This is a genomic window from Agriterribacter humi, from assembly GCF_009192765.1.
Taxonomy (GTDB): Bacteria; Bacteroidota; Bacteroidia; order Chitinophagales; family Chitinophagaceae; genus Agriterribacter; species Agriterribacter humi.
The window spans coordinates 740,388-755,759 of record NZ_VOHQ01000001.1 but is presented as its reverse complement, the minus strand read 5'-3'; the positions used below and the strand labels follow the sequence as shown (position 1 = coordinate 755,759).

The window sequence follows — 15,372 nt, the reverse complement described above, 5'->3', positions numbered from 1 at the left end:
ATATTCTTATTTTAGGAAGGACGTATTTTGTAATATTTCAAGCCCTTGACTTTTTTGCAAATCCATCCCAGGGATTAGAAACAATTTAAAATCCGAAGGGATATTCCCAACTATAAACCACAAACTGCCAAACCATAAACTGTATTATCCCCCCGCTCTTCTCATCATCTCCTCCAGACTAACCGGAACGCCTCCTTTGTTTTTACTTTCATCGGCTGCTTCCATAAAAGCGCACATTTCCAGTGTTTCCCTGCTGGTTACCGGCGGTATCCCTGTTTCAAAAAATGCAATGATCTGTACCAGCAATGCGTCATAGCCGTCAAAGGGCCCTAATACAGTAGTTGCATTTTCCCCGAACACGGTTCCGCCATAGCCGCTTTTACCTGAACGGGTTCCGCGGAATGTGCCAATGCGGCCATCTTCCCAGGTACCTGCTACTACATCTGTATCGTTTGTATGCACCCGCACTACCTGCTTACAACCTGTACCCATTACCGTATACAGCGTTTCCACTCCGTGAATGCCATACCAGAACAGGTCGGGATGTGTTTTTTCCAAATGCGCGGGGCTATAGCAATCGGCGCCCAGCACTTTACCCACCTTACCCATGGCCACTTCCTGTGCACTTTGCATGAACCGCAGCGAAGAAGAGGAGAAAACAGGTACTTTGTTTCGCTCTGCTGCTTTAAAGATTGTCAGTGCATCTTTTAAGGAAGCCGCAACAGGTTTATCAATAAACACAGGCTTACCCGCTTTAATCACTTCTAAGGCCTGTTGCAAATGCAGGCGCCCATCGTTGGTTTCAAGCAATATAAAATCTGTTTTTTTCAGCAAATCTTTTATTGAGCTTACTATTTCTACACCCAGCTTTTTTACTTCTTCTGTATATCCCGGAATTCTTTTTACGGATGATTCAATATCGTTACTCCCTTTTGGATAAGCCGCCACCACTTTGTAACCTTTTAATTCAGGAGCGGACTCAGCGGCATTAAGCGCCTTTGTAAAAGCAATGCTGTGGGAAGTATCTAGCCCTATGATGCCAATTCTTTTTTGCAACGCTCCTCCCTGTGCATATAAAGAAGAAAAACTGTTGGATAAGCCTAATCCTATGCCACCGGCAATAGCCGTATTAATGAAATTGCGGCGCCCGTATTTTTTTTTCATGAATGATTACTGTATTTTTTAAGAAAGATCAATATTTACTTACTACTCACTTTTTATCTTAAGCGGTCAGCTATCAGCTTTCAGCAGTCAGCTAAAGCATACTAATGACAAGATGATAATTCCTTCTTCACCATTCACCCACTGACTATTCACTTTTTTTATTTTGCTCCGCAAACTCCAGGTATTGCTGCCAGTCGTACAGGGTAACATCATGCTTACCGGTTCTGATATGGTATCTTATCGTTGCTCCCACAGGAGTATTTACCGCAGGCATTTCATTTACTGTTACACCCTGTAGTTTGTAAAGCGCATAGACAGGCGCTGCATTTTTCGCCGAAAGAAACTCGCCTTTGGGATCGGCCCATTTGTCGTCTTCGGCACTGGCAACATATAAAGGCCGGGGAGCAATAAGCGATAGCAACATATGCTGATCAACGGGGAGCATTTCAGGATGGTCGTTATAACTTTTGTATCGTGCAATAAACCAATGCGGGAAGCTGGTATTGAGGTTGCGGATGGTTTCTCCAAATACCCTGCGGGAAAGTGCTGCGCCGCCTTCGCCCGAATTATTGGAGATGACAATGGAAAAGCGCTGGTCGTTGGCTCCGGCCCACAAAGCGGTTTTACCCAGCCGCGAATGGCCGATCAGTATGGTTCTTTTGGCATCCGCTGCCGCATCCGATTCAAGGTAATCCTGTATCCTGCTTAGCCCCCAGGACCATGCACCAATGGCGCTCCATGCATCCGTTGCTATATGTAAAGCGTCTTTCATGGTAGTACGAATGCCCTGTTTCCATCCATCTTTATCGTCAGGCTCCAGGTCGTAATAATGCGCGGTGGCAACGCCGTATCCTTTATTGATTATTTCTTCCAATGGCCAACGCGAAGCAGAAGACCCTCTTGAGCTTTCAATGGCTTCACTGTCGGTTATTTGCTGGTCTTTCTTTTTGAGATGCCTGGCGGGTTTAATCGCTTTATCTGCAGCAATGGTATGATTGCCGGTGAAATTCAACCCCACAAATACTGCTGCCGGTTTATTTGTTCTGGGTAAATACAATAGCAGGTCCATCGAAGGAGCATCATCTCCTGCGGCAAAATAAATAGTGACCTGTTTCCTTATTGCTTTTCCATTTAATGCAGCGGAGTCTGTTTCTGTAACCTTAAAATGCATGCCTGCAGGTTTGGCGGGTATTTTCCCATACACATTTTCTGTAAATAGTTTTAAAATATATGGTCTTTGTTTGCGTTCCCAATCCTTAACGGTTGTGATCGCTTTCCCATTCGGGGAAATCAGCGGGTCGGGCAGGGTATAGGGAGGAATTCTTGATTCATCAGTATTAGTGTCCGGAGGTTGTGCGCAGGATAAGCCATAGCTGAAAACAACGAGAACGACAGAGATGAATACTGATTTCATATTGACAATATTATGAGTTACTTGTGATATACCACGGAGACACTGGGCACCGTGATGCACAGCGTTATACAGAGATTTTTCAATTATCACAGAGCGTTTAAACCCTGTTCCTTTGTGCCACCCTGTCGCTGTGGTTCAAAACGATTTTTTGAACCACATCATGCATGAATGTAAAATAAAAATGAATGCCTGCCAAACAGGTTTCACAAAAGATGCGTCCCGCAACCGATAAACCCTTTTTTATGATTATCTTTATACCCGCCTGGTTTCATACCTGAAAATAATATTTTGTTGCAGAAAGTTTTTGCTTGTTTTAAATATGAAAAAAAAAGTTCCTGGTAAAATTGCCCTGCTCATTGGTTTACTGGTTATTGGCGGGTTTTTCTTTATCAACACAAGCGCTGTTGACAAACCAGCTTCCATAACAAAGTTCGATAAATCGCTGCCTGCGCATATTGATTATAACCTGCATGTTAAACCCATTCTTTCCGATAAATGTTTTTTATGCCATGGCCCGGATAAAAACCAGGGGCAAAAGGCGGGCTTAAACCTTTCCACCAGGGAAGGTGCTTTAGCGGTATTAACAAGCGGAAAACATGCTATTGTTCCCGGCAAGCTGGCTAAAAGCGAATTGTATTACCGGATCACTACACCCGATGAAGAAATGATGATGCCCAAAAAAGGATCTAACCGGGTACTGACAGATTATGAAAAAGCAGTATTGATCAAATGGATTGAGCAAGGGGCGGAATACAAACCGCACTGGGCATTTATTGCACCCAAAAAAACTGCTGTTCCGGAAGTGAAAAATAAGCAATGGGTTAAAAATGATATAGATGCTTTTGTATTGCAGAAGCTCGAAGAAAACAACTTACAACCTTCGCCGGAGGCAGATAAGGAAACTTTATTGCGGCGGGTAACATTAGACCTTACCGGTTTACCACCCACTGTAGAGGAAACAAATGCTTTTATTGCAGATCAGTCGCCCGATGCATATAAAAAAGTAGTGGAACGTTTATTACAGTCTCCCCACTACGGCGAAAAAATGGCAATAGACTGGCTTGATGTTTCCCGGTATGCCGATACGCATGGGTATACTGTTGACCGCTACCGGCCGATGTGGCCATGGCGCGACTGGGTGATTAAATCGTTTAATGAAAACATGCCTTTCGATCGCTTTGTTACCTGGCAACTGGCAGGCGATTTGCTGCCCAACGCTACCCGCGAACAAAAGATCGCTACTGCATTTAACCGGAACCACGCTCAAAACATGGAAGGCGGTATTGTAGATGAAGAATTCAGAAATGAATACGTGGTAGACCGTACCAGCACCGTGGGTACCGCTTTAATGGGATTGACCATAGGCTGCGCCCGCTGCCACGATCATAAATTCGATCCCATATCTCAAAAAGAATTTTATAGCCTGTATAGTTTCTTTAATAATGTAGATGAAGCAGGGCAAATATCATGGGACAATGCCATGCCTGTTCCTACGTTGCTGTTGACCGATGCAAAACAGGATTCCATCATTGCTTATCTCAGCAAAAAAGAAGACAGTTTAACCGCGGAACTGAATGCTATCGCTGAAAATGAAAAAGCAAATTTTGATCAGTGGAAATTAAACACAACGAATACCATTCCCTTTAATTTTAAAAAAGGATTGCAGGCGCATTTTTCATTTGATAAGCTTGCGAACGGCGCTTTTATAAATGAAGTATCTGCAAAAGATAAAGGCATAACGGCTGAACCGGTGCTTGTTCCCGGCCGCATAGGCAATGCATTTAAATCGAATGGCGATGATGTGCTGAAGCTGGGCGAGGTGGGTATTTTCAATCGCTTTCAGCCTTTTACTATTGGCGTGTGGGTTAATATTCCAAAGGATTTAAGTAAAGGTGTGATCTTTCATAAAGGCAGTGGCGATATCACCTATAATTTCCGCGGTTATTTTTTAAATATAAAAAACGACAAGGCTGAAATTTTAATGGCGCATACCTGGCCATACAATAATATTCTAAAGGTGAGCGAAGCATCGCTGCCGAAAGAAAAATGGATACAGCTAACGGTTACCTATGATGGCTCCGGCAAAGCGAAAGGGCTAAAATTATTTATGGACGGGAGTGAAGTAGCCATGGTAACGGAAAAGGACAACCTGTATAAGGATATTATGTTTACCAACGGGGAGCAGCCGGGGCTGCAGGTAGGCGCCGACTGGAGAGGCACGGGTTTTAAGGATGGGCTGGTAGATGAACTGGTGGTTTATGACCGTAGCCTTACTCCCGCTGAAGTAAATGTGCTGGTTCAGATGCAAACGGGTAACAGCACCCCAAAAAATATGGTTTCCGATGAAGACCTGTCGCAATATTATTTTTTAAATATTTCAAGGGCATGGCAACAAAAAGCTGGTGAGCTGCATCAAACAAGATTGGAAAGAAATGCGCTTACGGAAAACATACCTGAAATAATGGTGATGGAGGAAATGAAGCAAAAAAGAAAATCGTATATATTAGAAAGAGGTGTATATGATAATTATGGAGCGGAGGTGCAACCGGATGTGCCGGCAGCTATATTACCTTTTGGAAAAGATCTGCCAAAGAACAGGCTGGGTTTGGCAAAATGGCTTATGGATCCTCAAAATCCCTTAACCGCAAGAGTGATTGTAAACCGTTACTGGCAAACTTATTTTGGTACGGGTCTTCAAAAAAACGCCGACAATTTTGGCAACCAGGGTGGCATGCCTTCTCATCCTGCATTATTAGACTGGCTTGCTGTTCGTTTCAGGGAATCGGGCTGGGATGTAAGGGCAATGCAAAAGCTTATCGTGTTATCTGCTACTTACAGGCAGTCTTCCAATACTTCGCCTGAATTATTGAAGAAGGATCCGGAAAATGTATTATTGGCCCGTGGGCCGGCATTCAGGCTAACAGCCGAAATGGTACGTGATGCAGCTTTAACAGCAAGCGGGCTGCTTTCTCCCGCAATTGGCGGCGCCAGCGTAAAGCCTTACCAGCCCGAGGGGGTATGGGCGGTAAACAGTGAAGTATATCATCAGGATACGGGATCTGCTTTGTACCGGAGGAGTTTGTATACCTTCTGGAGACGCACCAATCCACCTCCGTCTATGAGCACGTTTGACGCACCGATGCGGAGTAGTTGTACGGTGCAAAGACAAAAAACAAGCACCCCGTTGCAGGCATTGGTTTTATTGAACGATCCGCAGTTTGTTGAGGCCGCAAAAGTGCTGGCCGAAAATGCGCTGGCAAATGACAATACCGTTGGCGGCAGGATACTGTATTGTTACCGTGCTTTAACTGCGCGAACGCCTTCAGCAAAAGAAAAGGATATTCTCGAAAATTTATATGCAGCGCAATACGAAAAATTTAAAAATCAGCCGGATAAAATGAGCGGGTGGCTAACGGCAGGCGATTATAAAATTAAAGTGAAGAAAGATCTGCAGGCATTGGCTGCAACAACGGTAGTAGTGAGTACTATTATGAACTCCGATGCATTTATAACCAAAAGATAACGGTTTGCTGTAAACGAAATGATATGAATAAAGAAATTGAACAGCTTGTAGCCAGCCATCTCAACCGGCGGTCTTTTCTGTTAAAGGCGTCACTGGGATTGGGCTCCGTAGCCTTAGGATCGCTTTTAGCAGGGCAGGATGTTTTATCGCATAAGGCAAAAGCTATTGCGGGGGCCAGCGGTATAACAGGTATGCCCGATATACCTGCAAGAACCAAAAGAGTGGTATATCTTTTTCAAAGTGGCGGTCCCTCTCAATTTGAGACTTTCGATTATAAACCCCTGCTTGAAAAAATGCACGGACAGGATTTACCCGACTCCGTTAGAAAGGGGCAAAGGCTTACGGGCATGAGTGCACAACAATCTGCACTGCCGCTGGTGGGTTCCTCTTTTCAATTTGCACAGCGCGGGCAAAGTGGTGCGTGGGTAAGCGAACTTATGCCGTATACCGGCGCCGTAGCGGATGATCTGTGCTTTATTAAATCCATGTATACCGAACAGATCAACCACGACCCGGCTTTAACTTTTATGCAAACCGGTAACCAGTTGGCCGGCCGGCCCAGCATAGGATCATGGGTGCATTATGGCCTGGGATCTGATAATGATAACCTGCCCGCGTTTATTGTACTTGTTTCAAACAATGCACCAAAGGATCAGCCTTTGTATGCCCGGCTTTGGGGCAATGGGTTTCTTCCTTCCAAATACCAGGGCGTGCAGTTTCGTTCCGGCGCCGATCCCGTGCTTTATCTCAATAATCCCAAAGGATATGAGGCTGCTGACCGTCGTGAAATGTTAGATGCATTGAAAGCGTTAAATCAATCGCAGTTGGAAACCTTCGGTGATCCCGAAATCGGTAACCGTGTAGCGCAATACGAGATGGCATTCCGCATGCAGGCTTCCGTGCCTGAGATAACGGATATGAGTGACGAGCCCGATTGGGTGTTTGATCTGTATGGTCCCGACTCGCGTACGCCCGGCACCTATGCCGCCAATTGTTTGCTGGCAAGAAGACTGCTGGAAAAGAATGTAAAATTTGTTCAGTTGTATCACCAGGGATGGGATAATCATGGCAATTTGCCTTCGGCGCTTACCCAGCAGTGTAAAGCTACCGACCAGGCGTCGGCAGCGTTGGTAAAGGATTTAAAACAAAGAGGTTTATTAGATGATACATTGGTGATATGGGGCGGCGAATTTGGACGAACAAATTATTCACAGGGAAAACTCACCAAAGATAATTATGGCCGTGATCATCATCCCCGCTGCTTTACCATGTGGATGGCGGGAGGCGGTGTGCAACCGGGTTTGACATTTGGTGAAACCGATGACTTTGGATATAATATTGTGAAGAACCCGGTGCATGTGCACGATTTCCAGGCCACCCTGTTGTATTTAATGGGTGTAGACCATGAGAAACTTACATATGAAGCCGAAGGTAGAAGATACAGGCTGACGGATGTGGAAGGCAAAATTGTAAAAGCTATTATTGCATAAATCTTTTAATTATATCTATATGTCAGACCATAACAATTATCCCCGGAGACAATTTATTAAAAAGACCTCACTGCTTACCGGCGCAGCTATTGCAGGATTTAATATTATCGGCAAAGCCAGCCCGGCCAGCGATAATATTGTTGGTCATGGAAATTTCAGGTACCGTGTAAACAAAGCATGGGGAAACCTTGATCCCGCAAAAACACCGGTGCTGGATTGCCACGAAATGGTAAATGATTCAAAAGGCCGTCTGGTGATGATAACTGATGAAGTAAAGAACAATATTATCATCTACGACAGATCGGGCAAGCTGCTTGATACATGGGGCACACGATACCCCGGGGGGCACGGACTTACCTTATCTGCCGAAGGAGGTGAAGATTTTCTTTTTATTACCGATTGCGGGTATTTTCTGGGAAAGGATAATAAATGGCAGTCCCAGTCGGGCAGCGTATTTAAAACCACAGCAGATGGTAAGCTTGTATTTGCATTAGGACATCCGGCTACCATTGGCATATATAAAAAAGATGAACCTTTTAAACCCACGGAAACAGCCGTTGCGCCCAATGGTGATTTTTATGTAGCGGATGGTTACGGATCGGATTATATCATTCAATACGATCACAACGGAAAATACATCAGGCATTTCGGCGGACATCATAACAGCGATGCTGATCATAACCTGAACAACGCTCATGGTGTGGCTGTTGATTTGCGTGATCCTGCATCACCCAAACTTATTTGTACTTCACGCAATGACAATGCTTTCAAATTTTTTACATTAGACGGTCACTATATCGAAACGGTTAAATTGCCCGGAGCCTATGTATGCCGCCCGGTGCTGGACGGCGAAAATATTTATGCCGGCGTATGCTGGTCTAATTTCAGGGACACCGGAAAAATGGATGGCGGCAAATCGGGATTTGTTACCATATTAGATAAAAACAACAAAGTGGTTTCCAATCCCGGCGGAACACAGCCCGAATATAAAAATGGTGTACTGCAGCCCATGTTTGCAGATGGAAATATTTTTTATCACGGTCATGATGTTTGCGTGGATGCAGATAAAAATGTATACATATGTCAATGGAATGCCGAAAAAACCTACCCGGTTAAATTAGAGCGGATATAGCAAATACTATTTTAGAAATGCGTACAGACTGGTCATTGTTTTTTGGCAGCTTTCATCCACTGATCGTTCATATTCCCATTGGTATTTTATTGTTTGCGGCATTGCTGAATAGTATAGCAGCGTATAGAAAAAATAAGACGCTGGAATTTTCCGCTGGTCTTGCTCTGCTGGTTGGGTCGCTGGGTTCCGCACTGGCAGCAGTATCCGGTTATCTGCTTTCTGCCAGTGGCGGATACGATGCAGACACATTGTTCTGGCATCAGTGGATTGGCATTGCTTTGGCGATCATAAGTTTTTGTGCATGGTGGATTAGAAGAAATCAAAAAAAAGATATTTTTCTCCTCAAAACAAAGCTTAGCACATGGCTGCTGTCTTTGTGTGTATTATTAATAATTGCAGGCGGTCACCTGGGTGGAACGCTCACGCATGGAGAAGGATATTTAACGGCGCACATGCCTTCGTTTCTCAAATCTCTTTTCCCTGCTACACCGCGTGAGCAACTGCAAAAACTTCCCCCGCAACTTGACTCGGTGCGGATCTATACCAACATCATTCAACCGATCCTTCATGCTAAGTGTGTGAGCTGTCATAATCCGAACAAACAAAAAGGCGATCTTGTTTTAAATTCAGCCGAAGGTATCATGAAGGGAGGTAAAAGTGGCAATACCCTTGTGCCGGGCGATATTGACAAGAGCGAGCTGATACACCGGGTAACTTTAGATCCGGACAATTCTAAATTTATGCCCGCCAATAACCAACCGCCACTTACCACTGTTGAGTTAGGGTTAATGAAATGGTGGGTAGCTTCGGGCGCCGATTTCAATAAAAATATCGCTGAAAGCAAATTAGATGAAAAGACAAAATTTCTTTTTGCTTTTTATCTTGGCTTTGATGAAGAAAGCAATAAGGAAATTGTTTTGCCCGAAGTAGCTCCTGCCGATTCCGGTATCGTGCGGCAGTTAAAAGAAATGAAATTAATTGTTCGTTCTCTGGCTGCACAAAGTAACCTGCTGGATGTTTCTTTTGTAATGGTTCAGAAAAGCAGCCCTGAACAAAAAAAGAAAATCTTACAAAAACTTTTATCCGTAAAGGAACAGGTGTATCGCCTTGATGTAAGCAATTGCGCACTTGGCAATGAAGAAATGAAAATGATTTCCGGTCTTCCAAATCTTAATAAATTAGAATTACAAAAAAACAATCTCACAGATGAGACTGCAGCACCACTGAAGGCTCTGCAACAACTGGTTTCTTTAAACATCGGGCAAAACGCCATTACAGATAAAAGTATTGCTGTGTTTAAGCAAATGACAGGCTTGCAAAAGATCAATCTCTGGCAAACGCAATTTACGGAAGAAGCTGTGAAAAAACTGCAGGACGATGGGGTAGTGGTAGAGCGGTGAGAGGATAGGTTGCATGTTACAGGTTGCAGGGAAAACCCGTTTCAATGTTGGGTTTATACTTTACGATCTGTGGTTTATAGTGAGTGGTGAGTAGTGAATTGTGAGATGTGAAAAGTGAGAGGTAAGTGGATAGGTTGCATGTTACAGGTTGCAGGAAAATCCGTTTCAATGTTAGATTGTAGTTTACAATTTGTGGTTTAGGTAAGTGAGAAGAGGTAAAACGCGGAAGAAGGATTTAGCTCATCGTTAGTATGCTTTAGCCGATAGCTGACGGCTGAAAGCTGACTGCTCAGGAGACATATGAGATGAGTTACAACACCAATTGGTTAAATAATCTTTCAAGCGCTTCTTTGGGGTTTGTGCAAAAACCGGGATGAACTTTAGAGCTTTGTACAATAGTGCTTCTTGTTGCCGTAAGCCAGCGAAAGCGGGAAGCCATATCTAATCCTGCGATAGGTCCGCCATCGGCAGCACCCATACAAATCCTTTCAAAAGAACGGAGATGTGCTTCCACCTCTTCGATATCTGTTTTGCCGGATAAAGCACGCAGGCGTTCCTCGTTCAGATGGAACATGCTTTGTAAAAATTTTTGTTTGGAAGCGTACAGAATAACGCCCACGTTCAAAAATTCTTCACGCTCCACCCTGGGCACGATTCGAATAACGGCGTACTCAAATAAGTGATTGTCTTGCATGCTGCGCTTCTTTTACAAATATTTCTGAATGATGAAGTCGTGTTGTTAAAAATTGAATGTATACCTGTTTTTTTTCGACCGCGGATCCGGGTGAAGCTCCTGTTATCAGCCATTCATCCGGAATAAGCTCAACAATAGAACGGATCCGTTCAGGGGTTAGCATGGAGCGGAATATTTCATTTACAGATTCCAGTTCGCTTGCCCACGGCAGTAATACATGATCTTTGACCTGTGTAAATGGCCGAACAGCCTGTTCCTCCCAATTATCCCATGAATGATGGAAATAAAGAGCAGCCCCATGGTCAATCAGCCATAATTCTTTATACCACATCAGCATATTGGTATTGCGGGAGGTGCGGTCTACATTTGTTATGAGGCTGTCTAACCAAACAATTTGTGAGGCAAGTGTTGCATCAATTTTTGTAACAGCCGGATCAAAGGCGATAGCGCCCGAAAGATAATGAAGGGCAAGATTAAGCCCCTCGCTGAATTTCAGCAGGTCCTGTATCTCTTCATCGGGTTCTGTGCGGCCAAAAGCTTCATCAACATTTGCAAAGACAATTTCAGGCACTTTTAATCCCAATGCACGCGCAATTTCACCGCCAAGCAGTTCGGCTATAAGCGCCTTAATACCCTGTCCAGCTCCACGAAACTTCAGCACATACAAAAACCCGTCATCCGCTTCGGCAATAGCAGGTAAGGAGCCGCCTTCCCTTAAGGGTGTAACATAACGGGTAACATTAACCGTTCTTAATTGTGGTGATGTATCATTCATCTGCAAAATCTGCATTTATATCTTTCGCTCTATATTACATTATTAATGTATGAGCCCTGAAATTAATCCTTTTTTTGGGAAAAATATTTTGAAGCAGGTCATTATAGTGGGCGGTAACAATGATAGAATTAAGGATGCTGTCCTGTTGTTTACTTAACTTACCAATTTTACACGCTATGCTGTAAATAAAAGGTAACTGCCTGTGAAAAAGCAGGCTTTCAGATAATTTTAGCTCGTTCTGTTTACAATACGGAACTTTAACCTTCAACTACCATGTATGAAATTAATATGGCTGTTATTAACCGTTTTCAATTTGTTTTGTACAACAGGTTGCAGGTCCCAGCAAAAACGGGCGGAGGCAAAACCAGTAAATGATGCGGTATACACTTATGGTGATACTACTGCAGACGGTATAGGAAAATATTACTTAAGCCGGGAGATAGCTCATGTGATGGGTGCTGCAGGTTCGGCATGGCTGGAAAGAGAAGACCGGCAGCAGGAAGAAAATACAGCGCTGGCTATTGCAAAAATGGATTTATCTCCTTCAGCAATAGTTGCCGATATAGGCGCCGGCACCGGTTATTATAGTTTTAAATTGTGTGAGAAATTACCGCAGGGTAAAGTATATGCCGTGGAGATCCAGGACGAAATGATTGCCGCGCTTGAAAAGCGAAAAGCGGCCTTGCGTAACCGTAATGTAGAAATAATAAAGGGAAGCGTGATGTCGCCTAACCTGCCCGATCATTCGGTAGATCTTGCCATTATGGTAGATGTATACCACGAACTGGAATATCCGTATGAAATGTTGCAATCCATAAAAAAGGCATTAAAAAAAGATGGCAAAATTTTACTGATCGAATATCGCGGCGAAGATCCCGCGGTACGCATTAAGCCCCTGCATAAAACCACTGTTGCGCAGCTTAACAAAGAATTGGCGGCCAATGGTTTCAGCTTATATTATAACGGTAATTTTCTGCCTATACAGCATTTCCTGCTGTATGAAAAGAAATAAAAGTGCGTTGTTTACTTTAATTGTTTGCCCAAACCTTTTCCCGAAAAGATTCGTATACATAATATTAGAAGAACGAAAAGACTGTATAGAATTTTGCACACTGCAATAAGTATTTGCTCTTACAAACTGAATATTTTTAATCGTTTAATGCATATGCTTTAGCAATAATGTATATTCATATTATATATAAAAACGATTTGGCTTAGTTTTTGAATACTCTGAAACAATTCGTCACAACAAACAGGAACCATCCTCTATAATTTGCTTTTACATTAAATCACAAACTGCGTTCATATGCGATTGGGTTTACGCTGCATTTTGAAAAGCCATGCCTTCCTGTTTATTCTTTTGTCGTTTTCCTGTAACAAGGAAATTGACCAGCCTGTTCAGCCCGACCGCGAAATAACCGGTGAATGGATATTTATGTCGAACACGGTCTCAACCGAAACCATTACAACATATACCGTTGACAGCATTGTGTATAAAAATAAATTAACTGCTGATTATATTACCTACAACAATAACGGGAATGTAATTATAACGGAAGGCAATATAACGGGCACTGATCTCAGGTTTGATGTAATAACAACTGCTTATTTTTCATTTTATCTTGGGGAGGACAATGAGGAAGATAGTGTAGAAACACCATTCACTAATTATATGGATTCTGCCTACCAGTGCCAGAAATTATTTCAGCGTATAGGAGAGGATTCTGTTTACTTCCCCAACGGAATTATCATGCAGTTGCCTGATATTAACGGGGATGAAACAACATCAATGAATTTACCCCAGGGCGGAAGTATAAGACGATTTGACAATTCATTATTAATAGCCACTACTTCACTACGTGATTCCTCCTATGAGGAAGACGGTACAATTTATTATATCACTAAAAAGGAAAAGGTTGATATGGCTTTTGAGCGGCAACGCTGATCTTTCAAAACCAGCATGACGCAATAATTTTCCTGCACTGCTGCTATACTTTTCCCGGTGAAGGATGTATCCACGGCTCCCGGTATGGCCTTTGTAATAGTTTAGTAGCTTCCGCATCGCCCACAATCAGCTTTTTTACAGGATCGTAAATGAGGGGGCGTCCGAGCTTCATGGAAAGGTTGGCGATGATGCAACTTGCCGTAGAAATATGGCCTTGTTCAATATCGGCTATGGGTCTGGTTTTGTTGTCAATGGCTTTTAGAAAATCCAGCATGTGCAAACGTGTAGCCGGAGCCGCATTCAGTTCAATATCGGGTTCTGTAAGGTCTTCAGGATATTTTTCCTTTTCGTATACCACATCCTTATGAATTTTTTCGCCCTTGCCCTGTGGTATAAAATCATATTGCATGGTACTGGCACACAAAGTGCCTTTTTCGCCGTACAGCTTAAACGACCAGGGATATTCCGGATCAGCAGGCGTGCCCCAGCTCCGGTGCTGCCACACGCAGTTAAGCTCATTGTATTCAAAAATAGCCGACTGGGTATCGGCAATATTGCTTTTACCGGTTTTATCAACATATATGCCCCCGGTTGAACTAATGCGGTTGGGCCAGCCTAATTTCAGCATCCACCTAACGGTGTCGAACATGTGAATACACATGTCGCCCATAATGCCGTTTCCATATTCCATGAAGGTGCGCCACCAACGTACATGCGGCAATCCGTCGTAAGGACGCATGGGGGCGGGGCCTGTCCACATTTCGTAATCAAAAAAGTCAGGCACCGGTTGCACGGGAGGATTGCCATTATTACGCATGTGGTAATAGCAGCACATTTCTACATGCGATATTTTTCCCAGTAAGCCGGTGTCTACTATATTTTTCTTTGCATCAATCAAATGCGGTGTGCTTTTGCGCTGTGTGCCCACCTGCACAACGCGGTTGTGTTTACGCGCTGCAGCCACCATGGCTTCTCCTTCCATAACATCTACGCTTATGGGCTTTTGAACATACACGTGGGCGCCGGATTGTATGGCCTCAATGGCCTGCAGGGCATGCCAGTGATCGGGGGATCCGATCAATACGATCTCTGGCTTTTGTTCAGCCAGCAGCTTACGGTAATCACCGTACGTAGCCGGCTTTTTATGATTGGATTGCCGCTGGCTCACCATTTCTGCGGCTTTCTCTAATTGGTGTTTATCCGGGTCGCACAATCCTACTACTTCAACGGGCGCAACCTGCATCAGCCGGAACAGGTCACTCTTACCATACCACCCGGTACCGATCAGGGCTACACGCCGGGGTTTTGCTGAAGGGGACACTAAAAAATCCATGCCATTGGCCTGAAGAGAAGCGAGGGCAAGGGCTGCAGAAGTGCCGCGAATAAACTGACGGCGGTTAAAATTGTGCTGGCTCATATAAGAAATATTAGAATTAAAATGCAATAGCTTAAAGATAACAAGCTTTATCGTTTTTTCTTTAGTTGTTTCCGTCATTTTGAATAAGTCACCCGGTTATAGGGTTGAGGATAATTTTACACGCATGAAAAATTTGCAGAGATGGTGCTTTATAAAGGGATATTGTAAGCTATGTGCAGGTCTGGCTAAGCTGTATGCGTGGCGTCAGAGCAAAACCCCGACGAAACCCAAAATAAAATAAATAAGCCATAGCCGCTTGTATCGGATGACTCGGAGACATAGGTGACTCACAACATTTTTATCCCACGAGACTACAGAGTCCCACGGAACATGCTTCATTGTACAAAAAAATCGTGCAATCATTAACGCTTTTGTTATTATACCTAACCATTTGCCTCTTATATGGCAAATGAAAAGC

General features: G+C 43.7%; 11 protein-coding genes. 6 read left to right on the top strand and 5 right to left on the bottom strand.

The window, feature by feature from the left end; all coding sequences use genetic code 11:
* Window positions 1-144 precede the first annotated feature (144 nt).
* Window positions 145-1,164: a Gfo/Idh/MocA family protein gene (locus FRX45_RS02870; protein ID WP_152266870.1), complete on the bottom strand. Its 1,020-nt coding sequence runs from the start codon at window positions 1,162-1,164 to the stop codon at window positions 145-147.
* 145 nt (window positions 1,165-1,309) lie between these two features.
* Window positions 1,310-2,578, bottom strand: a complete 1,269-nt coding sequence (locus tag FRX45_RS02865) for a glucuronyl esterase domain-containing protein (protein WP_152266869.1) — start codon at window positions 2,576-2,578, stop codon at window positions 1,310-1,312.
* Between the two features lie 319 nt (window positions 2,579-2,897).
* Between FRX45_RS02865 and FRX45_RS02860 the strand changes: the two genes are divergently transcribed.
* The 4 genes from FRX45_RS02860 to FRX45_RS02845 are packed head-to-tail and all read left to right on the top strand — an operon-like array spanning window position 2,898 to window position 10,123.
* Window positions 2,898-6,101 (top strand): DUF1553 domain-containing protein, encoded by a 3,204-nt coding sequence (locus FRX45_RS02860; RefSeq protein WP_152266868.1) that lies wholly within the window; start codon window positions 2,898-2,900, stop codon window positions 6,099-6,101.
* Window positions 6,102-6,124: 23 nt separating this feature from the next.
* On the top strand, window positions 6,125-7,591 hold the full coding sequence (locus tag FRX45_RS02855) for a DUF1501 domain-containing protein (RefSeq protein WP_152266867.1): 1,467 nt from the start codon (window positions 6,125-6,127) through the stop codon (window positions 7,589-7,591).
* Window positions 7,592-7,610: 19 nt separating this feature from the next.
* A complete protein-coding gene (locus tag FRX45_RS02850) occupies window positions 7,611-8,723 on the top strand; it encodes an NHL repeat-containing protein (RefSeq protein ID WP_152266866.1) in 1,113 nt (370 codons plus the stop codon).
* 17 nt (window positions 8,724-8,740) lie between these two features.
* Window positions 8,741-10,123: a c-type cytochrome domain-containing protein gene (locus tag FRX45_RS02845; RefSeq protein ID WP_152266865.1), complete on the top strand. Its 1,383-nt coding sequence runs from the start codon at window positions 8,741-8,743 to the stop codon at window positions 10,121-10,123.
* A 310-nt stretch (window positions 10,124-10,433) separates the two neighbouring features.
* Here FRX45_RS02845 and FRX45_RS02840 read toward each other — a convergent pair whose 3' ends face one another.
* Together FRX45_RS02840 and FRX45_RS02835 are read right to left on the bottom strand one after the other, a co-directional pair.
* Window positions 10,434-10,817: a DUF3037 domain-containing protein gene (locus tag FRX45_RS02840; RefSeq protein ID WP_152266864.1), complete on the bottom strand. Its 384-nt coding sequence runs from the start codon at window positions 10,815-10,817 to the stop codon at window positions 10,434-10,436.
* The gene (locus FRX45_RS02835) at window positions 10,795-11,592 is read right to left on the bottom strand and encodes a HipA family kinase (RefSeq protein WP_152266863.1); all 798 of its coding nucleotides are present in this window, start codon (window positions 11,590-11,592) and stop codon (window positions 10,795-10,797) included. Before FRX45_RS02835 ends, FRX45_RS02840 begins: the two co-directional genes overlap by 23 nt.
* 277 nt (window positions 11,593-11,869) lie before the next feature.
* Here FRX45_RS02835 and FRX45_RS02830 point away from each other — a divergent pair, with 277 nt between their 5' ends.
* The gene (locus FRX45_RS02830; RefSeq protein ID WP_152266862.1) at window positions 11,870-12,604 is read left to right on the top strand and encodes a class I SAM-dependent methyltransferase; all 735 of its coding nucleotides are present in this window, start codon (window positions 11,870-11,872) and stop codon (window positions 12,602-12,604) included.
* A 294-nt stretch (window positions 12,605-12,898) separates the two neighbouring features.
* Window positions 12,899-13,537: a hypothetical protein gene (locus tag FRX45_RS02825; RefSeq protein ID WP_152266861.1), complete on the top strand. Its 639-nt coding sequence runs from the start codon at window positions 12,899-12,901 to the stop codon at window positions 13,535-13,537.
* Window positions 13,538-13,580: 43 nt separating this feature from the next.
* On the opposite strand, the gene FRX45_RS02820 is transcribed toward FRX45_RS02825, so the two are convergent.
* The gene (locus FRX45_RS02820) at window positions 13,581-14,954 is read right to left on the bottom strand and encodes a Gfo/Idh/MocA family protein (RefSeq protein WP_152266860.1); all 1,374 of its coding nucleotides are present in this window, start codon (window positions 14,952-14,954) and stop codon (window positions 13,581-13,583) included.
* Window positions 14,955-15,372 lie beyond the last annotated feature (418 nt).